This window comes from Streptomyces sp. NPDC004284 (assembly GCF_042874035.1).
Classification (GTDB): Bacteria; Actinomycetota; Actinomycetes; order Streptomycetales; family Streptomycetaceae; genus Streptomyces.
Map to the genome: position 1 here is coordinate 119,772 of NZ_JBIAMJ010000003.1, position 22,100 is coordinate 141,871.

General features: G+C 69.6%; 24 protein-coding genes, 1 tRNA gene and 1 riboswitch. Of the genes, 14 read left to right on the forward strand and 11 right to left on the reverse strand.

From position 1 onward, the window contains the following. Positions 1-250: 250 nt before the first annotated feature. A complete protein-coding gene (locus ACFYUS_RS10175) occupies positions 251-1,558 on the reverse strand; it encodes a PTS transporter subunit EIIC (RefSeq protein ID WP_388848034.1) in 1,308 nt (435 codons plus the stop codon). A 212-nt stretch (positions 1,559-1,770) separates the two neighbouring features. Here ACFYUS_RS10175 and ACFYUS_RS10180 point away from each other — a divergent pair, with 212 nt between their 5' ends. The 4 genes from ACFYUS_RS10180 (at position 1,771) to rdgB (ending at position 3,909) form a co-directional block, all read left to right on the forward strand. Continuing rightward, positions 1,771-2,004 (forward strand): glucose PTS transporter subunit EIIB, encoded by a 234-nt coding sequence (locus ACFYUS_RS10180; RefSeq protein WP_150269859.1) that lies wholly within the window; start codon positions 1,771-1,773, stop codon positions 2,002-2,004. Between the two features lie 76 nt (positions 2,005-2,080). After that, entirely contained in the window at positions 2,081-2,812 is a 732-nt protein-coding gene (rph, locus tag ACFYUS_RS10185) for a ribonuclease PH (protein WP_388848038.1), read from the forward strand. Positions 2,813-2,908: 96 nt separating this feature from the next. Next, a complete protein-coding gene (locus ACFYUS_RS10190) occupies positions 2,909-3,292 on the forward strand; it encodes a hypothetical protein (RefSeq protein WP_388848041.1) in 384 nt (127 codons plus the stop codon). 8 nt (positions 3,293-3,300) lie between these two features. Beyond that, entirely contained in the window at positions 3,301-3,909 is a 609-nt protein-coding gene (rdgB, locus tag ACFYUS_RS10195; protein WP_388848044.1) for an RdgB/HAM1 family non-canonical purine NTP pyrophosphatase, read from the forward strand. A 55-nt stretch (positions 3,910-3,964) separates the two neighbouring features. Here the strand turns inward: rdgB and ACFYUS_RS10200 are convergent. From ACFYUS_RS10200 to bcp, 4 genes are all read right to left on the reverse strand, one after another. Then, positions 3,965-4,048 (reverse strand) — tRNA-Leu (locus tag ACFYUS_RS10200). Beyond that, positions 4,014-4,694, reverse strand: coding sequence for an HNH endonuclease signature motif containing protein (locus ACFYUS_RS10205; protein ID WP_388848047.1), 681 nt, complete (start codon positions 4,692-4,694; stop codon positions 4,014-4,016). Before ACFYUS_RS10205 ends, ACFYUS_RS10200 begins: the two co-directional genes overlap by 35 nt. Positions 4,695-4,702: 8 nt before the next feature. Further along, on the reverse strand, positions 4,703-5,353 hold the full coding sequence (locus ACFYUS_RS10210; RefSeq protein WP_388848050.1) for an HNH endonuclease signature motif containing protein: 651 nt from the start codon (positions 5,351-5,353) through the stop codon (positions 4,703-4,705). 146 nt (positions 5,354-5,499) lie between these two features. After that, positions 5,500-5,967 carry a thioredoxin-dependent thiol peroxidase gene (bcp, locus tag ACFYUS_RS10215; RefSeq protein ID WP_388848053.1) on the reverse strand — a complete coding sequence of 156 codons (468 nt, stop codon included), beginning with the start codon at positions 5,965-5,967 and terminating at the stop codon, positions 5,500-5,502. Between the two features lie 125 nt (positions 5,968-6,092). Between bcp and ACFYUS_RS10220 the strand changes: the two genes are divergently transcribed. The 3 genes from ACFYUS_RS10220 to ACFYUS_RS10230 all read left to right on the forward strand — a co-directional run bounded on the left by ACFYUS_RS10220 (position 6,093) and on the right by ACFYUS_RS10230 (position 7,258). Then, entirely contained in the window at positions 6,093-6,413 is a 321-nt protein-coding gene (locus tag ACFYUS_RS10220; RefSeq protein WP_369144464.1) for a DUF3618 domain-containing protein, read from the forward strand. 37 nt (positions 6,414-6,450) lie between these two features. Next, positions 6,451-6,789, forward strand: a complete 339-nt coding sequence (locus ACFYUS_RS10225) for a GroES family chaperonin (protein WP_388848056.1) — start codon at positions 6,451-6,453, stop codon at positions 6,787-6,789. Positions 6,790-6,835: 46 nt separating this feature from the next. Further along, a riboswitch (guanidine-III (ykkC-III) riboswitch) is annotated at positions 6,836-6,906 on the forward strand. 31 nt (positions 6,907-6,937) lie between these two features. Beyond that, positions 6,938-7,258, forward strand: a complete 321-nt coding sequence (locus ACFYUS_RS10230; protein ID WP_388848059.1) for a DMT family transporter — start codon at positions 6,938-6,940, stop codon at positions 7,256-7,258. On the opposite strand, the gene ACFYUS_RS10235 is transcribed toward ACFYUS_RS10230, so the two are convergent. Then, the gene (locus tag ACFYUS_RS10235) at positions 7,236-9,377 is read right to left on the reverse strand and encodes a transglycosylase domain-containing protein (RefSeq protein WP_388848062.1); all 2,142 of its coding nucleotides are present in this window, start codon (positions 9,375-9,377) and stop codon (positions 7,236-7,238) included. The genes ACFYUS_RS10230 and ACFYUS_RS10235 overlap by 23 nt on opposite strands. Positions 9,378-9,515: 138 nt before the next feature. On the opposite strand from ACFYUS_RS10235, the gene ACFYUS_RS10240 reads away from it, so the two are divergent. The 4 genes from ACFYUS_RS10240 to ACFYUS_RS10255 are packed head-to-tail and all read left to right on the forward strand — an operon-like array spanning position 9,516 to position 13,453. Next, the gene (locus tag ACFYUS_RS10240) at positions 9,516-10,316 is read left to right on the forward strand and encodes an ABC transporter permease (protein ID WP_388849143.1); all 801 of its coding nucleotides are present in this window, start codon (positions 9,516-9,518) and stop codon (positions 10,314-10,316) included. Next, entirely contained in the window at positions 10,309-11,172 is an 864-nt protein-coding gene (locus ACFYUS_RS10245) for an ABC transporter permease (RefSeq protein WP_388848065.1), read from the forward strand. Before ACFYUS_RS10240 ends, ACFYUS_RS10245 begins: the two co-directional genes overlap by 8 nt. A gap of 8 nt (positions 11,173-11,180) precedes the next feature. Next, entirely contained in the window at positions 11,181-12,164 is a 984-nt protein-coding gene (locus ACFYUS_RS10250) for an ATP-binding cassette domain-containing protein (protein WP_388848068.1), read from the forward strand. Between the two features lie 20 nt (positions 12,165-12,184). Continuing rightward, complete coding sequence (locus ACFYUS_RS10255) at positions 12,185-13,453, forward strand: DUF445 domain-containing protein (protein WP_388848071.1); 1,269 nt, start codon at positions 12,185-12,187, stop codon at positions 13,451-13,453. 45 nt (positions 13,454-13,498) lie between these two features. Here ACFYUS_RS10255 and ACFYUS_RS10260 read toward each other — a convergent pair whose 3' ends face one another. Further along, positions 13,499-13,801, reverse strand: coding sequence for a hypothetical protein (locus ACFYUS_RS10260; protein WP_388848074.1), 303 nt, complete (start codon positions 13,799-13,801; stop codon positions 13,499-13,501). A 54-nt stretch (positions 13,802-13,855) separates the two neighbouring features. Then, on the reverse strand, positions 13,856-14,740 hold the full coding sequence (locus ACFYUS_RS10265; protein ID WP_388848076.1) for a hypothetical protein: 885 nt from the start codon (positions 14,738-14,740) through the stop codon (positions 13,856-13,858). 232 nt (positions 14,741-14,972) lie between these two features. On the opposite strand from ACFYUS_RS10265, the gene ACFYUS_RS10270 reads away from it, so the two are divergent. Further along, positions 14,973-15,689, forward strand: a complete 717-nt coding sequence (locus tag ACFYUS_RS10270) for an aspartate/glutamate racemase family protein (RefSeq protein ID WP_388848079.1) — start codon at positions 14,973-14,975, stop codon at positions 15,687-15,689. A gap of 950 nt (positions 15,690-16,639) precedes the next feature. Here the strand turns inward: ACFYUS_RS10270 and ACFYUS_RS10275 are convergent. Then, on the reverse strand, positions 16,640-17,125 hold the full coding sequence (locus ACFYUS_RS10275) for a TrmO family methyltransferase (RefSeq protein WP_388848082.1): 486 nt from the start codon (positions 17,123-17,125) through the stop codon (positions 16,640-16,642). A gap of 441 nt (positions 17,126-17,566) precedes the next feature. On the opposite strand from ACFYUS_RS10275, the gene ACFYUS_RS10280 reads away from it, so the two are divergent. Then, a complete protein-coding gene (locus ACFYUS_RS10280) occupies positions 17,567-18,679 on the forward strand; it encodes an MrcB family domain-containing protein (protein ID WP_388848085.1) in 1,113 nt (370 codons plus the stop codon). An 11-nt stretch (positions 18,680-18,690) separates the two neighbouring features. Here ACFYUS_RS10280 and ACFYUS_RS10285 read toward each other — a convergent pair whose 3' ends face one another. Then, entirely contained in the window at positions 18,691-19,698 is a 1,008-nt protein-coding gene (locus tag ACFYUS_RS10285; RefSeq protein WP_388848088.1) for an SEC-C metal-binding domain-containing protein, read from the reverse strand. A 63-nt stretch (positions 19,699-19,761) separates the two neighbouring features. Between ACFYUS_RS10285 and ACFYUS_RS10290 the strand changes: the two genes are divergently transcribed. After that, on the forward strand, positions 19,762-20,577 hold the full coding sequence (locus tag ACFYUS_RS10290; RefSeq protein ID WP_388848091.1) for a class E sortase: 816 nt from the start codon (positions 19,762-19,764) through the stop codon (positions 20,575-20,577). On the opposite strand, the gene ACFYUS_RS10295 is transcribed toward ACFYUS_RS10290, so the two are convergent. Continuing rightward, the gene (locus tag ACFYUS_RS10295) at positions 20,578-21,984 is read right to left on the reverse strand and encodes an MFS transporter (protein WP_388848094.1); all 1,407 of its coding nucleotides are present in this window, start codon (positions 21,982-21,984) and stop codon (positions 20,578-20,580) included. Positions 21,985-22,100 lie beyond the last annotated feature (116 nt).

Genomic DNA, 22,100 nt, shown 5'->3' on the forward strand with positions numbered 1-22,100 from the left:
TGGACACGGGGGGAGGCGACGTCTCGTGGAACGCGGTGGTCTGGACCGCGTGGTCTACACCAATGAGTGGTGTAGACCAGTTGTAGCACGTGAGACTTAGATAAGGAACCTGTGAATTCTGTGGGTTCAGCCATAGCCGGAAATGCACGACAAAAGGCCCCCGGACGGTCAGGTCCGGGGGCCTTTCACGGGTCTTGCGAGGGGGTCGAAAGCCCCGAAAGGGGGCGGGCTTCGGGCTGTGATCGCGAGGCTACTTGACGTTCTCGCGCTCGATCTCCTCCTCGATCTCGTCCGGCTCGCGGCCGGGCGTCGGGAGGTTGAACCTGACGATCGCGAACCTGAAGATCAGGTAGTACACGACCGCGAACCCCAGGCCGATCGGAATGATCAGCCACGGCTTCGTCGCGAGGTTCCAGTTGATCACGTAGTCGATCAGACCGGCCGAGAAGCTGAAGCCGTCCTTCACGCCGAGCGCCCAGGTCAGCGCCATCGACACACCGGTCAGCACGGCGTGGATCGCGTACAGCAGCGGCGCGATGAAGAGGAACGAGTACTCGATCGGCTCGGTGATGCCGGTGACGAACGAGGTCAGGGCGACCGAGAGCATCATGCCGCCGACCGCCTTGCGGCGATGCGGCTTCGCGGTGTGGGTGATCGCGAGCGCCGCGGCGGGCAGCGCGAACATCATGATCGGGAAGAAGCCCGTCAGGAACTGGCCGGCGTGCGGGTCGCCCGCGAGGAACATGGGGATGTCGCCGTGGACCACCGTGCCGTCCGGTTTGGTGTACGTGCCGAACTGGAACCAGATGGGCACGTTCAGGAACTGGTGCAGGCCGATGACGAGCAGCGCGCGGTTCGCGAGGCCGAAGATGCCCGAACCCCAGGCGCCCAGCCCCACCAGCCAGTCGCTGAAGTTCTCCAGGCCGTCGCCGATCGGCGGCCAGATCCACAGGCAGATCGCGGCGAACGCGATCGCCACGAACGTCATGATGATCGGCACGAGCCGGCGGCCGTTGAAGAAGCCGAGCCAGTCGACCAGCTTCGTCCGGTGGTAGCGCTGCCAGAACCAGGCCGCCATCAGGCCCATGAGGATGCCGCCGAAGACGCCGGGGTTCTGGTACGTGTACCCGGTGAAGACCTGCTCGGGGGAGAGGCAGCCGCCGTTGATGTCCGCCGTGCCCGCCGGGCAGACCTTCGGGAACTGGCGCAGCACGTTGTAGTAGACGAGGAAGCCGACCACGGCCGCCAGCGCGGTCGAACCGTCCGCCTTCTTCGCCATGCCGATGGCGACGCCGATGCAGAACAGGAGGGGCAGGCCGAGACTGCCGTCGAGCAGCGCGCCGCCGGCGCCCGCCATCACCTTCGCGACGTTGTCCCAGCCCAGACCGTCGGCGCCGAAGACGTCCGGCTGCCCCAGCCGGTTGATGATGCCGGCGGCCGGGAGGACGGCGATGGGGAGCTGGAGGCTGCGGCCCATCTTCTGGAGCCCCTGGAAGGCGCCGCCCCAGGACAGGGACTTCTTGGGTTTGGGTGCGGCCGCAGCGCTGTCGGTACTCATCGCGTCCTCCCTGCCCGGAACATCCCGGGTCCGCATCTCGTTGCACACTGGTGTAGACCAGTTGCGATAGGCTCCGGGAGCCCGCTGAGGACAGGCCGCCGGTGATCGTCATCATTCGGCAGAACGGCTGCACACGCTCGCGAAGTTGGGCCAACCGTGGGTTACCGTGACAAAGCGGACCGTCGGTACGCAGAACGGACAGGGAGATACACATGGCCACCAAGGCTGAGAAGATCGTCGCCGGGCTCGGCGGCATCGACAACATCGAAGAGGTCGAAGGCTGCATCACCCGCCTGCGCACCGAAGTCGTGGACCCCGCCCTCGTCGACGAGGCCGCCCTGAAGGCCGCCGGCGCCCACGGCGTCGTGAAGATGGGCACCGCCATCCAGGTCGTCATCGGCACCGACGCCGACCCGATCGCCGCGGAGATCGAAGACCTGATGTGAGCCACTGACTCACATCGACGGGGGCCCGTTCCGGCAGGGGAACGGGCCCTCCGTCATGTCCGGCTAGGCTCGACCCATGTCTCGCATCGACGGCCGTACCCCCGAACAGCTCCGCCCCGTCACCATCCAACGCGGCTGGAGCAAGCACGCCGAGGGCTCCGTCCTCATCTCCTTCGGCGACACCAAGGTCTTCTGCACCGCCTCCGTGACCGAAGGCGTCCCGCGCTGGCGCAAGGGCAGCGGCGAGGGCTGGGTCACCGGCGAGTACTCCATGCTCCCCCGCGCCACCAACACCCGCGGCGACCGCGAATCCGTCCGCGGCAAGATCGGCGGCCGCACCCACGAGATCTCCCGCCTCATCGGCCGGTCCCTGCGCGCCGTCATCGACTACAAGGCCCTCGGCGAGAACACCATCGTCCTCGACTGCGACGTCCTCCAGGCCGACGGCGGCACCCGCACCGCCGCCATCACCGGCGCGTACGTGGCCCTGGCGGACGCGGTGGCCTGGGCCCAGCAGAAGAAGCTCGTCAAGGCCGGCCGCAAGCCCCTCACCGGCACCGTCTCCGCCGTCTCCGTCGGCATCGTCGGCGGCGTCCCCCTCCTCGACCTCTGCTACGAGGAGGACGTCCGCGCCGACACCGACATGAACGTCGTCTGCACCGGCGACGGCCGCTTCGTCGAGGTCCAGGGCACCGCCGAGGCCGAGCCCTTCGATCGCAAGGAGCTCAACGCCCTCCTCGACCTCGCCTCCGGCGGCTGCGCCGAACTGGCGGAAATCCAGCGCAAGGCACTCGAAGCAACCCTCTGACCTGTGACGGCGTCCTGACGGACGGGCGGGCGCGCGGATAGGCTCCGCGCACCCGCCCGTCCGCACGTCTGTACGCACCTGGGGGAAGGACCCGCCTTGAAGAAGCGCCGTCTCGCACTCGCCGTGGCCACGGCCGCCGCGCTCACTACCGTCCTGAGCGGCTGCGGAGCCCTCGACACGGCCATGGACTGCGTCAAGACCGCCGACGCGATAGCCACGTCCGTCCAGAACCTCCAGCAGGCGGTCTCGAACGCCACCAACGACGTGACGCAGATCGAAGAGTCCCTGAACCAGATCTCCACGGAACTCGGCAACATCAAGAACACCACGGACAACGCCGACCTCTCGAAGGCGGTCGACGACCTCACCAAGGGCGTGGACTCCGTCCGCACGGCGGTCAAGAACGGCGACACGACCCCCGACATCACGCCGATCACGGACGCGGCGGGCGAGGTGGCCAAGGTCTGCACCCCGGGATAATCGGGGGCATGACCCACCAGCGCCTGATCCTCGCCACCCGCAACGCGGGCAAGATCACCGAACTCCACGCGATCCTCGCCGACGCCGGCCTCGACCTCGAACTCGTCGGCGCGGACGCGTACCCGGACGTGCCCGACGTCAAGGAAACCGGCGTCACCTTCGCCGAGAACGCTTTGTTGAAGGCCCACGCCCTCGCCCGGGCCACCGGCCTCCCCGCCGTCGCCGACGACTCCGGCCTCTGCGTCGACGTCCTCAACGGCGCCCCCGGCATCTTCTCCGCCCGCTGGTCCGGCACCCACGGCGACGACCGCGCCAACCTGGACCTCCTCCTGGCCCAGCTCTCCGACATCGACGACACCCACCGAGGCGCCCACTTCGCCTGCGCGGCCGCCCTCGCCCTCCCCGACGGCATGGAACGAGTCGTCGAAGGCCGCATGCCAGGCACCCTCCGCCACGCCCCCGTCGGCACGAACGGCTTCGGCTACGACCCGATCCTCCAGCCGGAGGGCTACGAGGTGACGTGCGCGCAGCTGACGCCGGAGGAGAAGAACGCGATCAGTCACCGGGGCAAGGCGTTCAGGGCGCTGGTGCCGGTGGTGCGGGAGCTGCTGGGCTGAGGTGCCACATGCGAACGGCCTGCGCATCGATCCTTCGATTCGCAGGCCGTTTCTGTGCGGCGGAAGGGATTCGAACCCTCAAGCCCGATCAAGGGCCACAGATCCTAAGTCTGCTGCGTCGCCGTTGCGCCACCGCCGCTCAGTCGCCTGTCATCGTACCGGGCGCCACCCCGGCACCACGTGGCGGTGGTCGCATGGCAGTTGGGGCACAGCAGTCTCAGGTTGTCGCGCCGGTTGTCGCGCCAGTCCCCGTTGGCGTGGTCGATCTCCAGCGTCATCGGCTTGCCGAGCCACTCGGGTCCGACGCCGCATCGTGCGCATTGCTCAGGTGCGCCGACCTCGACCAGCGCGCGACGCAGTCTTGTTGTTGTCGTTCGGTACCCCTGGCCATGCCTCACCAGTACGTCCTCCGGACGTCTAGCGGTCGGGCTTGGCTTGCCCCGCTGGTGGGCCTGTCCCAGAAAGTGCGCGGTCGAGAGCTGATCGTCGGCGATCCACTTCCGAAAGTTCGCCCGCTGTGCACCGTTGTCCGCACGTCCAAGTCGGCGCAGAACTTCCCTGATGGAGGAGGATGCGCTGACGGCGGACTTCAGTTCGCCTGTGCTGGGCCGGGTGCGCCTGCCGATCGGTGGGAAATGCGAGACGTCGATGCCGTAGTGCGCGAAGCGCTTCATCAGGTAGCGAGGGAGGTTGGCGTAAGGCTCGCTACCGAGGAAGGCGACGGCCTCCTCGATGTCGGAGCACCGTGCTGCCGCTTCGGTCAGCCGCTCTCGGGTGTAGCGCATGCCGTGTGTCACGATGCTCGGCCCTTGTTGCGGCCACGGTAGGTGTCTGTCGCGGAGTGGCAGTTGGGGCAGAGTAGTCGCAGATTCTCGATCCGGTTGTTCCGCCAGTTGCCGTCGATGTGGTCGACCTCCAGCGGGAGAGGTTCACCCAGCCACACTCCCTCGTTCCCGCACTCTGCACACTGGTGCTCGACGCCGGACTCCAACATCACACCTTTGAGGCGGTCGCTTCGCAGGCGCCGGGCGTGGGGTGAATCGTTCTCGACCAGCACTTCCGCAGGTGTGCGGCGCCGCTGGTTGAACCGCATGTTCTCCGTCCAGGCGGAGGTGGTGAAGTGCGAGGTGTCGATGCCGTACGCCTTGATCCGGCGGCTGATATGCGTGTGCTGCCCGCCCACGACCTCCACCCCCAGCCGGCGCAGCACGTCGCACACGCTTGTGGACGCGGCCACCGCCTCTACCAGGACCTCCCGCGTCCACCGCACCCCCTCCCGCTCGAAGTGCGAGATGTCCACCCCCAGCTTCCGCATCCGGTCACGGACGTACCGCCGCGACCCGCTCTTCGGATCGATCCCCAACCGCTCCAGCGCTTCCGTCAGCGTCCGCGCCCCTCGCGCCGCCGACTCCAGCCGGTCCTTCGTGTACGGGCTCGTCCCCATCGGACCCCCTCCCCAGTACGGATCTCGCACGGGTTAACGAGCCGAATATCGGACGGTTACGCCATATCGCGTACTGTCGCGTGCGATAAACGGAACGGCCCGCACCACCCCGTCGGTGGTGCGGGCCGTTCCGGAAGAGCAGGGGATCAGACGCCCAGGTCCCGCATGATCTTGGCGACGTGGCCGGTGGCCTTGACGTTGTAGAAGGCGTGCTCGACCTTGCCCTGTTCGTCGACGACGATCGTGGAGCGGATGACGCCCGTCACGACCTTGCCGTAGAGCTTCTTCTCGCCGAAGGCGCCGTAGGCGGCGAGGGTCTCCTTGGAGGGGTCGCCGACGAGGGTGACCTTGAGGTTCTCCTTCTCGCGGAACTTGGCGAGCTTCTCGGGCTTGTCGGGGGAGACGCCGATGACGTCGTAGCCGGCGGAGGCGAGGACGTCGAGGTTGTCGGTGAAGTCGCAGGCCTGCTTGGTGCAGCCGGGGGTGAGGGCGGCGGGGTAGAAGTAGACGATGACCTTGCGGCCCTTGTGGTCCGCGAGGGAGATCTCGTTGCCGTCCGCGTCGGGAAGGGTGAAGGCGGGGGCGGTGTCGCCGGGCTGCAGTCGCTCGCTCATGGCTGGCTCTCCTCGGGGTGTTCTCGTGCGCATTCCAGAGCCTAATGGGGGTCTGACGCGACCCGATCGCGGCAGAGCTGACAGACTGACCGTCAATGACCGATTACGACTACGGAGGCAGCGCGGTGTCGGAGGCAAGGACCCCTGCGCAGATCGAGGCGGACATCGTCCGCCGGCGCGAGCAGCTCGCCGTCACTCTCGACGAGATCGGCATTCGGATGCACCCGAAGACGATCATCGGGGACGCCAAGGCGAAGGTCGCCTCGACGGTCGACCAGACGGCCGGACGCGCCTTCGTGGCCGTCAACCGGGTCGTCTCGGACGTGAAGGCCCGCTTCACCCACGAGGACGGCGCGCCCCGCCTGGAGCGGGTCGTTCCGGCGGCCGTCGTGGCCCTCGCCGTCGTCGGGCTGATCGTCTCCTCCTCGCGGAGGAACAAGGGGTGATCACTTTAGGGTCCGCCGAGGCAGGTAGGTTCACTCCGTGAGCGAGAACACGCACGACAAGCTGCCCATCCGGATGCTCCACGACCGGGTCCTGGTCCGCACCGACTCCCCGGAGGGGGAGCGGCGTTCCGGCGGTGGCATCCTGATCCCGGCGACGGCCGCCGTCGGCAAGCGCCTGGCCTGGGCCGAGGTGGTCGCGGTCGGTCAGAACGTCCGCACCGTCGAGATCGGTGACCGGGTGCTGTACGACCCCGAGGACCGCGCCGAGGTCGAGGTGCGGGGGGTCGCGTACGTCCTGATGCGGGAGCGCGACCTGCACGCGGTGGCCGCGGACCGGTTCCAGGGGACGTCGGACTCCACCGGGCTGTACCTGTAGGAGCAAGGAGCGAAGGCCCTGGTGACCGGAGTCACCAGGGCCTTTGCCTTTTCTTTGCTAGCCTGGAGACACCCCGACGAGACGCGCCGTACCGGGTTCACGACAAGACGACGCACCCCTGTTGATCCGTCTCTCGGAGGTGTCCGTCATGGCCTGGGTCCTGCTGATCGTCGCCGGTCTGCTCGAAGTCGGCTGGTCCATCGGAATGAAGTACACGGACGGTTTCACGCGGCTCTGGCCGAGCGTGTTCACCGGCGTCGGGATCGTCGCCTCCATGATGCTGCTGTCGCAGGCGGCCAAGACGCTGCCGATCGGTACGGCGTACGGCGTGTGGGTCGGCATCGGCGCGGCCGGTGCGGCGGTGCTCGGCATGGTGGTGCTCGGCGAGCCGGCGACCGCCGCCCGGATCTTCTTCGTGTGTCTGCTGCTCGTCGCCGTGGTGGGGCTCAAGGCGACGAGCGGTCACTGACCCCGGAGGGCCGTACGGAGGGCCGTGCGGCCCCCGGTCCCGCCTCGCCCGTCTGGTTCCGCTCCTCCGCCCCGTCCGGCACCGGCGGCGCCTCCGCGCCCGGCATCAGCCGGAGTTCGAAGTCCCGGGGCGGGGTCCCGTCCAGGGCCTCCCGGGTGAAGGCGCCCCAGATCTCGGCCGGGACCCCGCCCCCGTTGACGCGCGGCTGGCCCAGGGCCCCGTACAGCGGTTCCTGCGCGCCCGACTCGGGGTCCTGGCCCATGACCGCGACGACCGTCGCGAGCTCCGGGGTGTAGCCGGCGAACCAGGCGGCCTTGTCGTCCTCCGCCGTGCCCGTCTTGCCCGCCGCCGGGCGTCCGGCGGCCTGCGCGGCCGTGCCCGTACCGGCCTCGACGACGCTCCGCAGGATCGACGTGGTCGTGTCGGCGGCCTCGCGGCTCACCGCCTGCCGGCGGGCGGCGGCCGGGAGCTCCAGGCGCCGGCCGTTCCTGCTGATCTCCTCGACGAGCGAGCACGTGCCGTTCCGGCCGTGCGCGGCGAGCGTCGCGTACGCCGAGGCCATGTCGAGGACGCTGGCGGTGGCGGCGCCGAGGGCGATGGAGGGGGAGGCGGTGAGGTCGGGGGTGGTGCCGGGGACGCCGAGGTCGATCGCGGTGCGCCGTACGTGCGCGGGGCCGACGTCGACGGCCATCTGGGCGTACACGGTGTTCACCGACAGGTCGGTGGCGGCGCCCACGTTGATGTCGCCGTAGCTCGCGTCGTCCTCGTTGGCGGGGTCGTACGGGCTGCCGCCCCAGCCTTCCACCGGGCGCCGGTTGGTGCCGTCGTACATCGTGTACGGGGTGATGGGCCGGCCCTGCTGGGTCTGGGCGTCGTTCTGGACGGCGGCCGTGAAGACGAAGGGCTTGAAGGTGGAGCCGACCTGGTAGTCGCGGCGGGTGGCGTTGTTGACGTACTGCTGGGTGTAGTCGACGCCGCCGTACATGGCGAGGACCTTGCCGTTCGCCGGGTCGACGGCCGCGGCCCCGACCCGTACGTACCGGTCGGCGGGGGTGTTCGCCGGGTCGAGCCGGGAGACGACCCGGTTCTCGACGGCGTCGACGAGGGCCTCCTGCGTGGCGGGCTCCAGGGTGGTGGTGATGCGGAAGCCGCCGCCGGCGAGGGTCTTCTCGTCGATGATCCCGTGGCCGGTGAGGTACTCCTCGACGGCCTGGACGAGGTAGCCGCGCTGGCCGGAGAGGGCGGTGGCGGCGCGGGCGGTCTGCGGGGCGGGGAAGCGGGCGGCGGCGCGGGCCGCGGGGCTGAGCCAGCCCTCGCCGACCATGCCGTCGAGGACGTAGTGCCAGCGGGCGACGGCCCTGGCCCGGTTCTCGGGGTGGGTGGTGACGTCGTAGGCGCTGGGGGCGTTGAGGAGGGAGGCGAGGTACGCGCCTTCGGCGGTGTCGAGGTGCTCGACGTCCTTGCCGTAGTAGGCGCGGGCGGCGGCCTGGATCCCGTACGCGTTCCGGCCGAAGTAGCTGGTGTTCAGATAGCCCTGGAGGATCTCCTCCTTGCTCTTCTCGCGGCCCAGTTTGATCGCGATGAAGAACTCCTTGGCCTTGCGGGTCAGGGTCTGTTCCTGGCCCAGGTAGTAGTTCTTGACGTACTGCTGGGTGATGGTGGAGCCGGACTGGCGGCCCTTGCCGGTGACGGTGTTCCAGGCGGCGCGGACCATGGCCTTGGGGTCGACGGCGCGCGAGGTGCGGAAGTCGCGCTCCTCGGCGGCGAGGACGGCCTGCCGGACGGTGAGCGGGACCTGGTCGAGGCGGACGTTCTCGCGGTTGACCTCGCCGTCGCGGGCGAGGGGGGTGCCGTCCCGGTAGAGGTAGACGTTCGACTGGGCGACGGCGGCGGCGTTGGCGGGCGGGATCTCCACCAGGAGGTAGCCGGCGGCGAAGGCGACGGCGAGCAGCAGCGTGCCGAACAGGAGGAGCCCGAGGAGGGTCCGCAGGACGCGGCGCGGGCGGCGGCGTCTTTCCGCCGGGCCGGGAAGGGTGGGGTCCCTCGGCTCCCAGCCGTCCGGGTGGGGGTCGTCGTCGCTCGTACCGCTCGTGCCGCTCGCACCGGAAGAAGGGGACATAGCACCACATACTGCACGGGATGCCCGGAAACTCCCCCAACCGACCCGAAGGTGGCGCGAAAACCGCTCGCGGCACGCCGGGCGGCACCACTAGGGTCGTGCGCTTCGCCATCCACCGCGCGGAAGGGGACCCGCATGCTGCGGCTGTACGCGACGGTGGCCGCGGGCGGTTTCCGGCGCTTCGCCACCTACCGCGTGGCCACCGCCGCCGGCGTCTTCACCAACAGCGTCTTCGGCTTCGTCCTCTCCGCCACCTACATCGCCCTCTGGGACCAGCGGCCGCGCCTCGGCGGCTACTCCATGGACGACGCCCTCGCCTACGTGTGGATCGGACAGGCGCTGATCACCGTCTGCGGACTGATGGGCGGCGGCTTCGAGGACGAGCTGATCGAACGGATCAGGACCGGCGACATCGCCGTCGACCTCTACCGCCCCGCCGACCTCCAGGCCTGGTGGTTCTCGGTCAACGCCGGCCGCTCCGCCTACCAGCTGCTCGGCCGGGGCATCGCCCCGATGGCGCTCGGCGCCCTCGCCTTCGACTTCACCCTGCCGTCGAACCCGGGCACCTGGCTCGCCTTCCTCCTGGCGGTGGCCCTCGGCTCGACCGTCGGCTTCGCGATCTGGTACCTGGTGGCCATGAGCGCGTTCTGGCTGCTCGACGGCCAGGGAGTGACACAGGTGGCCTGGCTCGGCGGCCTGTTCTTCTCCGGAATGCTCCTCCCGCTGAACGTCTTCCCGGGCGCCCTCGGCGAGCTCGCCCGGATGCTGCCCTGGGCGTCGCTTCTCCAGGTGCCGGCCGACGTGTACCTCGGGAAGTACCAGGGCTGGGAACTGGCGGGGGCGTACGCCTTCCAGGGCTGCTGGGCGCTGGTCCTCCTCGGAGCGGGCCGGGTGGCGCAGGCGGCGGCGACGCGGAAGGTGGTGGTGCAGGGTGGCTGAGAGGACCGGGCAGGGGACCGGCTCCCGGCGTACGCACGGCAGAAGCGGACCGGCGCTCGGCTCCTGGCGTACGTACAGGCTGGTGGCGGGCATGTGGATCCGCTCCACGATGGCGTACCGCTCCTCCTTCGTCCTGACCCTCGTCACCAGCTTCTGCGTCACCTTCTTCGACTTCGTCGTCATCCTCCTGATGTTCGGTCAGGTCCGGGGGCTCGGCGGCTTCTCCTTCGCGGAGGTCGCCCTGCTGTACGGGACGGCCGGCACGTCGTTCGGGCTCGCGGACCTGACGATGGGCTCGCTCCAGCGGATGGGCAAGCGGGTGCGGGACGGCTCGCTCGACACGTTCCTGATGCGCCCGGCGCCGCTGCTCGCCCAGGTCGCGGCGGACAAGTTCGCGCTCCGGCGGTTCGGCCGGGTCGCCCAGGGCCTCCTCGTCCTGGTCTGGGCCCTGGCCCTCCTGGACGTCGAGTGGACGCCGCTGAAGGTGCTCCTGCTGCCGGTGACGGTGGTGTGCGGGGCGGTGATCTTCGCGGCGGTGATGGTGGTGGGCGCGTCGACGCTCTTCTGGCTCCAGGACGCGGCGGAGGTCACGAACTCCTTCACGTACGGCGGGAACACCCTCCTCCAGTACCCCCCGACGATCTTCGCCCAGGAACTGGTGCGGGGTGTCGTCTACGTCGTACCGCTCGCGTTCGTGAGCTGGCTCCCCGCGCTGTACGTCCTCGGCCGGCCGGCCCCGGCGGGGGTGCCGGACTGGGCGGCGTTCGCGTCGCCGCTGGTAGCGGCGGTGAGCTGCGGGGTCGCGGGGCTGGCGTGGCGGGCGGGAATCCGCTCGTACAGATCGACAGGAAGCTGAGGCTCTTGGTGTCCTTCATCGAACTGGACGGCGTGGAGAAGATCTTCACGGTCCGCCGCAAGACCGCCGGCCTGCTCCGCCGCGAGAAGAAGGAGGTCCGGGCGGTCGACGGCATCACCTTCGGCGTCGACCGCGGGGAGATGGTCGGCTACATCGGCCCGAACGGCGCCGGGAAGTCGACGACGATCAAGATGCTCACCGGCATCCTGACCCCCAGCGGCGGCCGGCTGCGGGTCGCGGGCATCGACCCGGCACGGGAGCGCACCCGCCTGGCCCAGCGGATAGGGGTGGTCTTCGGCCAGCGCACCACGCTCTGGTGGGACCTGCCGCTGAAGGACTCGTACAGACTCATGCACCGCATGTACCGCATCCCCGACACCCGCTACGAGGAGAACCTCGCCCGCTGCGTGGACCTCCTCGACCTGGGAGACCTCCTGGACGTCCCCGTACGCCAGCTCTCCCTCGGCCAGCGGATGCGCGGCGACATCGCGGCGGCGCTGCTGCACGACCCGGAGGTGCTCTACCTGGACGAGCCGACGATCGGCCTGGACGTGGTGTCGAAGGCGAAGGTGCGCGAGTTCCTCCGCGATCTGAACGCCGACCGGGGCACCACGGTCCTCCTGACCACCCACGACCTCACGGACATCGAACAGCTCTGTTCGCGCGTGATGGTCATCGACCACGGACGGCTGATGTACGACGGCGAGCTCGCCGGCCTCCACGCGGTGGGCGAGAGTGAACGGCTCCTGGTGGTGGACCTGGAGCGGGAGCTGCCCCCGATCACGGACGTGCCGGGCGCCCGCTTCGTCCGCTCGGAGGGCCCCCGCCAATGGCTCGCCTTCCCCGCGGCCGACTCGGCGGCGCCGCTGGTGGCGGCGGTGGCCGCGAAGTACCCCCTGCTCGACCTCTCGGTGCGGGAGCCGGACATCGAGGCGGTGATCGCGAAGATGTACGGGGGAACTCGGGAGGATCGCCGGGAGTCCCTGATGTAGGGACGGAGGAGGTCGAGTCGATGGTGAGTTTCTCGTACACGGCGGCGGACGAGGAGAAGAGCAGAGGCGTCCGCCGGATGAAGACCCTGGCGACCGCGCTGCTGGCGCTGGTGGCCGTGGTCTACGCCCTGGCGACCTGGGCCCGGAACGCGGGCTGGGGAGCCTGGGCGGGCTATGTCGCGGCGGCCGCGGAAGCGGGCATGGTCGGCGCGCTGGCGGACTGGTTCGCGGTCACGGCCCTCTTCCGGCGCCCCCTGGGCCTCCCCATCCCCCACACGGCGATCATCCCGACGAAGAAGGACCAGCTGGGAGCCTCCCTGGGCACCTTCGTGGGCGAGAACTTCCTCTCGGCGGACGTCGTACGGGGCAGACTGCACGCCCTGGGCATCGGCCGCCGCCTGGGAACCTGGCTGGCGGACCCGGCCCACGCCGACCGCGTGACGGCGGAACTCTCCACAGCGCTGCGAGGCGCCCTGACGGTCCTGCGTGACGCGGACGTCCAGGCGGTGGTGGGCGAGGCCATCACCCGCCGCGCCGAATCGGCGGAGATCGCCCCGGGCCTCGGCAAGACCCTCGAAAGGATCGTCGCGGACGGGGCACACCGCAGGGCGGTGGACCTGATCTGCACCCGCGCCCACGACTGGCTGATCACCCACGGCGAGTCGGTGATGGACGCCGTCCAGGGCGGGGCCCCGGGCTGGACCCCCCGTTTCGTCGACCGCCGCATCGGCGAACGCGTCTACAAGGAACTCCTCCGCTTCGTGACCGAAATGCGCGACATGCCCGGCCACCCGGCCCGCGGCGCGATCGACCGCTTCCTCGCCGACTTCGCCGCCGACCTCCAGGCCGACACGGACACACGGGCCCGCGTCGAACGCCTCAAGTCCGACCTCCTGGCCCGCCCCGAGGTCCAGGACATCATCGCCTCAGCCTGGTCGTCAGTACGGTCCCTGATCATCGCCGCCGCCGAAGACGACCGCAGCCAACTCCGTCTCCGCGCCCGCGCCTCCCTGATCTCCCTCGGCACCCGCCTGGCGACGGACACCCGCCTCCAAGGGAAGGTCGAAGGCTGGGCGGAAGACGCGGCGGCGTACCTCGTCACGACCTACCGCCACGAGATCACCTCCCTCATCACCGACACCATCGCCGGCTGGGACGCCACCCAGACCTCCCGCAAGATCGAAGCCAACATCGGCCGCGACCTCCAGTTCATCCGCATCAACGGCACGGTGGTCGGCGCCCTGGCGGGGCTTCTGATCTATACGGTGAGCCGGGCGGTGGGAGGCTGAGGCGGCCTTCGGGTCACTGCTTCCGGTGGTTGACGGTCTCGGCCGTCAGCCCTTCCCGCGGGTGACGGCCCAGGAGGCGGCCGCCATGCCCCCAGCCACGGAGAACACGGCCGGCCAGGCCCCGATCTTCTTCGCGAGCGGGTGAGACCCGGCGAAGGCGGCCACATAGGCCGTCGTCAGCCCCACGGCAGCCTTCGCCCCACCGACCTGCTGCCACTCCCGAGCGGCCACCCCACCGGCCGCAGCCAGCACGACACCCCCGAGCGGCCGCTTCTTGGTCCAGCGCGCGACGGCGTAACCACCGACGAGTCCGGCGGCGGCTATGGCGGGGGAGGGGATGCGGGGCATGGTGGGGCCTTCCTGGTCGACTGATCGATGGGTCGTCCTTCGAGCGTACGGGAGTCAGCTACGAGCGTTCAGGGCGCACTCGGCGCAGTGCGTCTCGTCGCCGACGGGCCGGAACAGCATGGGCTGGGTGTGGTCTCCGGCGCATTCGCGGGTGCCTTGGAGGCGTGGTGAGAGCTGGTGGGTGCGTGCGGGTTGGGGCGGCAGGGAGCGGGGTGGTACGTCGCGGAGGAGGTAGCGGATGAGGCCGCCGGGGCGGTGTACGGGGGTTCCGGTGCCGGGGAGGCTGCGCAGGATGTGTTCGTGGATGTCGGTGGGGGTGTGGCCGGCGTCGAGCCAGCGGGTGGCGAGGCGGGCGAGTTCGTCGCGCATGCCGGGTGGGATGTGGCGGAGGGCGGGGGAGAGGACCGGGAGGGTGCCGATGAGGGCGCGGCCTTCTTCGAGCCGGGGCGACTCGTCCTCCTCCTCGGCTGTCTTGTCGGCCTGCGGGGGAAGGTTGGAGGTGTCTTCGCCACGGTCTTTCTTTGGATGACGGTCGGTGGGCGGGGGTGTCGGTTGACCGGCGGCCGGTTTCCGGGCACTCGGTACGACCTGCGGAGACGCGGGTACGGGCTCCCGGGCGAGGAGCTTTGCGGCCTGGTCGGTGGTCAACGGGGTGTTGGAGAGGAGCTGTTGGGTGCACCAGCGGCCGCCGGGGCCCTGGACCCGTCGCTCGTGTACGAAGCCTTCCTCCTTGAGCTGTCGCTTGGCGCGTGTGAAGGCGCATGCTCCGATCCGGGCACGTTCAGCTGTGCGGGAGAGTGATTCGCGGGCGCCGTGGGGGAGGGAGAGCTGCCAGGTCAGGAGCCGTACGGCGTCGGAGGAGAGCCGGGGGTGCCGGATGATCTCGTGCGAGAACTGGGTGAAGCCGCGTGCGGGCGCGTTAAAGTGCCGATAGATCACGGTGGAACTAGTGCCTTCCACGAGTGGTTCAGGCCCTCGCAGATGGTTGGCGCCATCGCGAGGGCCGTTTTGCGCGAACGTAACGCACCGAACGCACCCAAACGGAAACGGCGATGGAAGAACGCTCGTGTGGGTGACGGAAGGTGCGCCTCAAAGACCGACCGACTCCAAGCGGGGCTTATGCGCAGCGGCCTGCCATCCTCAACTCCTTATGTCGATAAGGGGCGTGGCGATGAAGAAGATCGGGCTGATCGGCGGGATGAGCTGGGAGTCGACGGCTGAGTACTACCGGTTGTTGAACGAGTTCACGCGCGACCGTCTCGGCGGACTCCACTCGGCGCGGTGTGTGCTCTACTCGGTGGACTTCGCGGAGATCGAGCAGCTGCAGGTCCAGGGCCGCTGGACGGAGGCCGGCGAGGTCCTGGCCACGGCCGCTCAGGCTCTTGAGGCAGCCGGCGCAGACATGGTGCTGATCTGCACCAACACCATGCACAAGGTCGCCGACCAGGTCGAAGCGGCAGTCTCCATCCCCCTGCTGCACCTGGCCGACGCCACCGCAGAGGCCGTACGGGCGTCGGGCCTGCGTCGAGTCGGCCTGCTGGGCACCGCGTTCACCATGGAGCAGGATTTCTACCGAGGCCGTCTCGAAGCCTGCGGACTCGATGTGCGCATCCCGGACGCCGACGGCCGCGCGGAAGTCCATCGCGTGATCTACGAGGAGCTCTGCCTGGGCATCGTGCGCGAGGAATCACGCGCCGCCTACCAGAAGGTCATCACGAACCTGGTCGCCGACGGCGCGGAAGGCATCATCTTGGGCTGCACCGAGATCGAACTCCTCATCGGATCCAAGGACAGCCCCGTCCCAATCTTCCCCACCGCACGCCTCCACGCCGCAGCCGCCGTACACGCAGCCCTGCCCGACACCCAGGCACCAACACCACGAGCGTAACGAGGGGTTCCTCAGGGTGCCCCGGCTCCGTGGGCTTCTGGTGCGGCCGCCCTCTTTCCGAGTGTGGCGTCCTCCACCACCGCCTCAAGGGCGCTCCTCCGTCGCGTCGGCTCCGCCGATTCCGCTTCGCTCCACCCTTGACCCGGCGGCGGAGGCCGCCTTTTCACACTCGGAGGGCGGCCGGGGGCGAGGGTCCACGCGGGGGCGCCGGGGGCGTGTTGCGCCGTGGGCGGGTGACGGGTCCGGGGGTGGTGGCGAGGCCGGGCATCGGCTGTGCGGGTGTCGGCTGTGCGGGTCGGTGGGTGGGGGCTGGGTTCGTGGCGGGGGTGGGTGGGTTCGGTTCGCTGGGTGGGGTCGCGCGGTCGTTGCATGGGGCGGCCCGGCCGGGCTTGGCGGATGGCGGCCGTCGGATGGCTGGGACTCAGGCCCCGCTGGTCGCTCCCGGTGGGTGGTGGGTGCGAATAACTCCGCGCTACCGTCAGTAACACCCCCGGATCGGGGCCCCAGAAGGGGCATATCGCCCAACCGGCCTGAGTTACTGCAGGAAACCACCCGCCGGGAATGACCAGCGGGGCCTGAGCCCCAGCCGACCGACAGTGGTCAGCCGCTGAGCGCTGCCGGGCCGCCCCATACAACGACCGCGCACCCCGAGCCGACGGAAACGGCCCCACCCGCCCCCGCCGCGAACCCAGCCCCCACCCACCGGCCCGTCAGGCGCGTATCGGCCCCGGATGCTGCCCGGGGCTGGGCGGGGACCCCGGCCCCCGGACCGCCCTCCGAGAGGTCTTTCGTGCCTGGAGCCGCCGGGTCAAGGGTGGGCGCAGCCCATCGCGCAGCGACGCCGGAGGCGCCCTTGACGCGGTGGCGGAAGGTACGACTCTCGGAGAGAGGGCGGTCCCACCAGAAGCCCACGAAGCACGCCCACCCCGAGGGAGCCGGCCGCTCCTTCCTCAGCGTTCGGAGGCGTCTCGCCAGTAGTCCGCGAGCATCTCGCCGGGCCACGTCGGCTGGCTTACGGGCCCGCGAGGGAGCATTTCCTGAAAGACCGCCACAAGATCGACGACCTGAGTGCCGTCGTCGGCATCGAGGTCCACGACGTGCAGGTCGCGCCCGTCGACCTTGAGCAGTCGCGGAAAGGAAGTGGCCAGCCGGGCCGGGCGCCGATGGTTGTGGTGAACGAAGGTGCCGGTCGCCGGCCATGCCGGGTTGTCGCGGGGGCTGCGAGCATGAAGTGCGACGTCGTCCGGGGACCCGAGGTTGAAGAACCACGTGACCTGGAGGTGGGAGAACTGCTCGATGCCTTGCAGGGTCTCCACGGGGAACTCCGGTCGCAGGCGGATGACCGATTCCACGCCGCCCTTGAAGTCGTCGAGCCGTCCGGTATGGCCCCCGACGACGTCGGCGATGACCGGCACCTCGATGAACTGTGCAGGCACAGTTGGCCCTTCTTCCTTGTGAGGAACGCCACTTGTGGGGTACGGCGGCTCGATGCCGTCAGGTTACTCGTCGAAGTGCGACCCGGGCTCGCTCGTCCGCCTCGGAGAAACTGGGGATTCCGCGACTACGGAAGGGGGACAGGGGGGTCCGCATGGTGACGGCCGCTTCCCGCGTCCTGCCCGACAGGCCCCCCGCCTACTCGCAGAGCCTTCCGTAAGGACGGCAAGCTCTGGGCGGGCGATCAGGTGCGCGACGAGGCCGCCAATAGAGACGTCGTGATCATGGACCTCTTTCACTTGATGGGGCCCTTGGTCACGACGTTGATGACATGTGGGACATGGCGCAGACGCGGTTCGAAGCCGGCTTGTGAGTGGCGCGTGACTTGACGAGGTGGAACGAGCGTTGGTGTGCGGCGCGACCTCCTCATCTAGATTTCCCGCATGGGGATTCGAGACTTGCTCGGCGAGATCGCGAGCACATACGACCGTACGGCCGGTTCGGGGCGCGAGGTGAAGGGGCAGCAGGTCCTACGGAAGGTCGCGAGCCGTACCGATCTCGCGCTTCCGTCGGGCTTCAAGGCAGAGGGGCATGGGGGGCAGACCACGCCGGCCGCGACTCCGTGGATCGGCCTCTTCGAAGAAAATGGCCATCGTGACCCCAAGAAGGGGTTGTATCTCGCCTATATTTTCAGTGCCGATTTGAAGAACGTGTCGTTGACCCTGCAGCAGGGGATCACCTGGCTGGAGGAGCGACTCGGGAGAGGTCGCGCGCGCGAAGATCACCTCAGGCGACACGCCGCTCGACTCCGCCAGGCCGTGCAGCGGCAGCAGCGGCAGGGCTGGGTCGATGAGCCTGAACTTCGGGACGCGGCGGCACGCCCCAGGGCGTACGAGGCGGCCAGCGTCATCGCTAAGACGTACGAAACGGCCGCTCTGCCCAGCGACGTCACGCTCATGGAAGACCTGCTGCTTGGCGTCGAGTGCCTGCGGCGGGCTGAAGGGGCTGATCGCGTTTGGTGGGGGAGTGATGCCTCTGACGCGTTGGAGATGTCCTACGAGCCGGGTAGTCATGCCCCTCGGCCGGCAGCCGACCCGCTTGCCAACTTCCGACCGAAGGACAGTAGTGCCTATGTGGCGCAGATCAGCGCCCGTCAGCAGGTAAAGCAGCGGAGTCACGAGGAACTCATCAAGGACTTCGGTCTCTATATCTGCGAGCGCGGATACGAGCCGATCACGCATCTGCAGCATCCCAAGGATCTCGTGCTGCGCTCACAGGGCAATGCCGAGAATTCGGGTAGGGAGTGGCTAGTTGAGGCAAAGATTGTCCGTAGTGGGAATCCTACGAAGGCGGTTCGAGAGGCTATTGGACAGCTTTACGAATACCGGCATTTCCTGTACCTGAAACGACCTGAGCCGTTCCTCATAGGGCTCTTCTCTGAAGAGATCGGCGCCTACGCTCCGTACCTGGAGAAGCACGGAATCGCCTCGATTTGGCGCGACGGTTCCGGATGGGGCGGCTCCACCAAGGCGCAGGATTGGGGGATGACTTCGTAGCAGGTCCAGACTCAGCCCGCGTCGCCCCCGTGACACTCCCCGTACGTCCGCCCCGACCCGCACCAGCACTCCGCCCCCCGAGCCGGCGGCCAAGCCGTCGCCCGGGCTCGGGCCGCCAGGATCGTGGCGTACTGGGGGAGGAGGTCGGCGTGGGAGGGGTGGGTGGATTCGGAGGCGGCGAAGGCTTCGTAGGAGGGGACGGTGGCGCGGACGATGCCGAGGTTGGGGGTGCCGGCGGCGGAGAGTTCGCGGAGGGAGGCTTCGATGTCGGTCAGGTGGGCGCGGTAGGTGGGGTATTCGGCTTCGAGTTCCGGGTAGGCGGCGAGGAGCTCGTTCAGTTCCCGTTCGGGCCAGTGGAGGACGGCGACGGGGAAGGGGCGGGAGAGGGCGGTGCGGTAGGTGCCGAGCTCGGAGCGGAGGCGGGTGATTTCGGCCTGGAGTTCGGCGGGGTCGGAGGAGCCGAGGGACCAGAGGCGCTTCGGGTCGTGGAGTTCGTCGAGGGGGACCGTGCCGGTGTGGAGGTGGTCGGCGCGGTGGTCCCAGGTGTCGTGGGGGAGGGCCAGCATGCGGCGGATGCGGTGGCGGGTGGTGAGGAGGGACACCGTGGTGTGGGGGAGGTCCGCGGCCGTGGCCGTGGCCAGGAGGGTCGCGCCTTCCGTCAGGGTCGACTCCGCTGCTTCCAGCTCGTCGTGTGCTTCCAGGGTTTCTGCTGCGATCTCCCAGGCGGTCGCGTCCGTGGGCTTGGCGCGTCGTACGCCGTCGATGATGGCCCGGGCTTCGGCTTCGTGGCCGTACTCCCACAGGTTGGCGGCCTTGAGTGCCCTGATGAGGTGGGGGTTGGCAGGGGTTCCGGACAGGAGGGTGTCGTAGAGGGCGGTTGCGCCCTCGCGGTCTCCTGCGAGTTCTCGGTGGGCTGCGGCCTGGAGGTAGAGGGGCTCGCGGTCTCCGGGGTACTGCGCTGCCGTGCGCAGCAGTCGCTCGGCTTCGGTGGTGTGGGCGGCAGGCGTTTCAGGGCGCATGTTCTTCACCGTACTGCTGTACGGGCCTGGAGAGTTGGCGCCTCAGCGCTTATCGTGCCCCGCGTGCGGGCCAGGGGGCGGGAACGGGTGCCGGTGGTCGTCCAGAGGGGAGGACGATCTCGTACGGGCGCCCGCGCGCTGTGGCTGGGCGCCGAGACCGCCGTCACCTGCGGGGTTCTCATTCTGCTTCTTGTGGTCCATCAGCTCTGGTGGACGAATCGGGAGGCCCGCGCCGAGGCTCTGGGGCAGGTGCGCGTCCTGGAGAGGGAGTGGGACATCTCTCCGGCGCCCGAGATCGATTCCGGGGCCGGTCCTGAGGCTGGGGCTGATCCCGAGTCCGTGTCCGTGCCTGGGGCCGGGGGCGGTAGGGGGACGGTGGGGAGTGGGTCCGCCGCCGGGCCGCCTTCCGGCGGGGACTCCGCTCCTGCTTCCTCCGACACCTTCGCCGTTCTTCGGATCCCCCGGCTCGGGCTCGCCGTTCCCGTTGCCGAGGGGGTTTCCAAGAGGGCTGTGCTCGACAAGGGATATGTCGGGCACTATCCCGGTACCGCAGGGCCCGGGAGGGTCGGGAACTTCGCGGTGGCCGGGCATCGGAACACGCATGGGGAGCCGTTTCGGTACATCAATCGGCTTGTGCCCGGGGATGAGATTTTCGTGCGTACGCGGGCGCGTAGTTTCGTTTATCGCGTCGATCGGGTGTTGGGGTCGACCTCGCCCCGTGATGTGGGGGTCATTCGGGCGGTTCCTCGGTCGCTCGTCAAGCCTTCCTATGGGTATGACGTTCCCGGGGCCTATCTCACTCTCACCACCTGCACTCCGGAGTTCACCAGTGCTTACCGGTTGGTGGTGTGGGCGAAGCTCGTGTCGGCGGCAGGGTGATCAGGTGCGCTTTCGTCCCAGTGCGAGGGTGAGGGCGGCGCCGGCCACGGCCAGGGTCGCCGAGACGAGCAGGGCGGTGTTCGGGCCTGTGGTCAGTAGGGCCAGGGTGAGGGACACCCCTGCGGAGGAGCCGATGTAGCGGGCGGTGTTGTTGGCGCCGGAGCCCATGGCGGCCCGCTCGGGGGGTACGGAGTCGACGGCGAGGCGGGGGAGGGCGGCGTTCAGGAGGCCGCTGCCGAGGCCTGCGAGGAGGAGGCCGGGGAGGGGGCGGGGCCAGGGGCCGTCCAGGGAGCCGAGGAGGGCGAGGACGCCGGTCGCGGAGAGGGCGAAGCCCAGGGCCAGTTGGTGGGGGGCGGAGAGGCGGCCCGCGAGGCGGCGGGCTTGGAGGGCCGCGACGAAGGCCGTGCCCGACCAGAGGAGGAAGAGTGCCGCCGATGTCAGGGGGGACATTCCCGCTCTGCTCTGGAGGAGGGCGGGGATCACGCTGAACAGGCCGATCACGGCCAGGCCCGTGAACAGCGCCCCCAGCGTCGAGGCCAGGAAGGCGGGCCTCCGCAGCAGTGCCAGGTCGATCATGGGCGTACGGGTTCGGTGCTCGATCGCGGCGAAGGCCGCCGTCAGGGCGGCCGCCGCCAGGAGCGGGAGGCCTACGGGCGCCCTCAGCCAGCCGTCGCGGCCGAGGGTGAGGGCGGTGAGCAGGGCTGTCAGGGCCAGGCCGAGGGTGAGGGCTCCTGCCGTGTCCGGGCGGGGCGTTCCTGGAGCCTTCGTCGCCTTCGTGGCCTTCGTGTCCTTCGTGACCTTCGTGTCCTTCGGAAGCGTCCGTGTTCCCACGCCCGCGACCACCAGGGCCGCCGCTCCCAGTGTCCCGTAGGCCAGGCGCCAGTCGGCCAGGCTCAGGACGCCCGCGAGGAGGGGGCCGAGGGCGATGCCGCCGCTGACGGACGCGCCCCAGATGCCGGTGGCTCGGATCCGGTCCCGGCCCGCCGGGTAGGCGTGGGCGAGGAGGCCGAGGCTGCCGGCCAGGACGGCCGCGCTCGCCGCGCCCTGGGCGATCCGGGCCGCGGTGAAGGTGGGCGTCGAGCCGGCGAACGCCCCGAGGGCCGTGGTGAGGCCGAGGGTGAGGGTGCCGAGGAGGAAGATCCGGCGCCGTCCGTGCGCGTCGGCGAGGCTGCCGGCCACCAGGAGGAGGACGGCGAGGCCGAGCGGGGTGCCGTTGAGCAGCCATGCCTGCGCCGAGGGCGGGGTGCCGAACGCGGCGGCCATGTCCGGGAGGGTCAGCATCGGGGCCGTGTAGTTCATCAGCGCGACCGCGGTGGCGGCGGCGGTGACGGCGAGGGTCGCCCGGGGGTGGCCGGTGGGGGCGGGTGGCGCGGTGCGGGGCGTGGCGGCGAGCTGGGGCTGGGGCATGGCAGGGACCTCCACCCGTCGGTTCGGTGAATGAACTCACCGTAGCAGGTCGGTTCGATGAATGAATCCAGATCGGTTCGGTGAGTGAATCCCTGTGGGTTCGGTGAATGAATCGA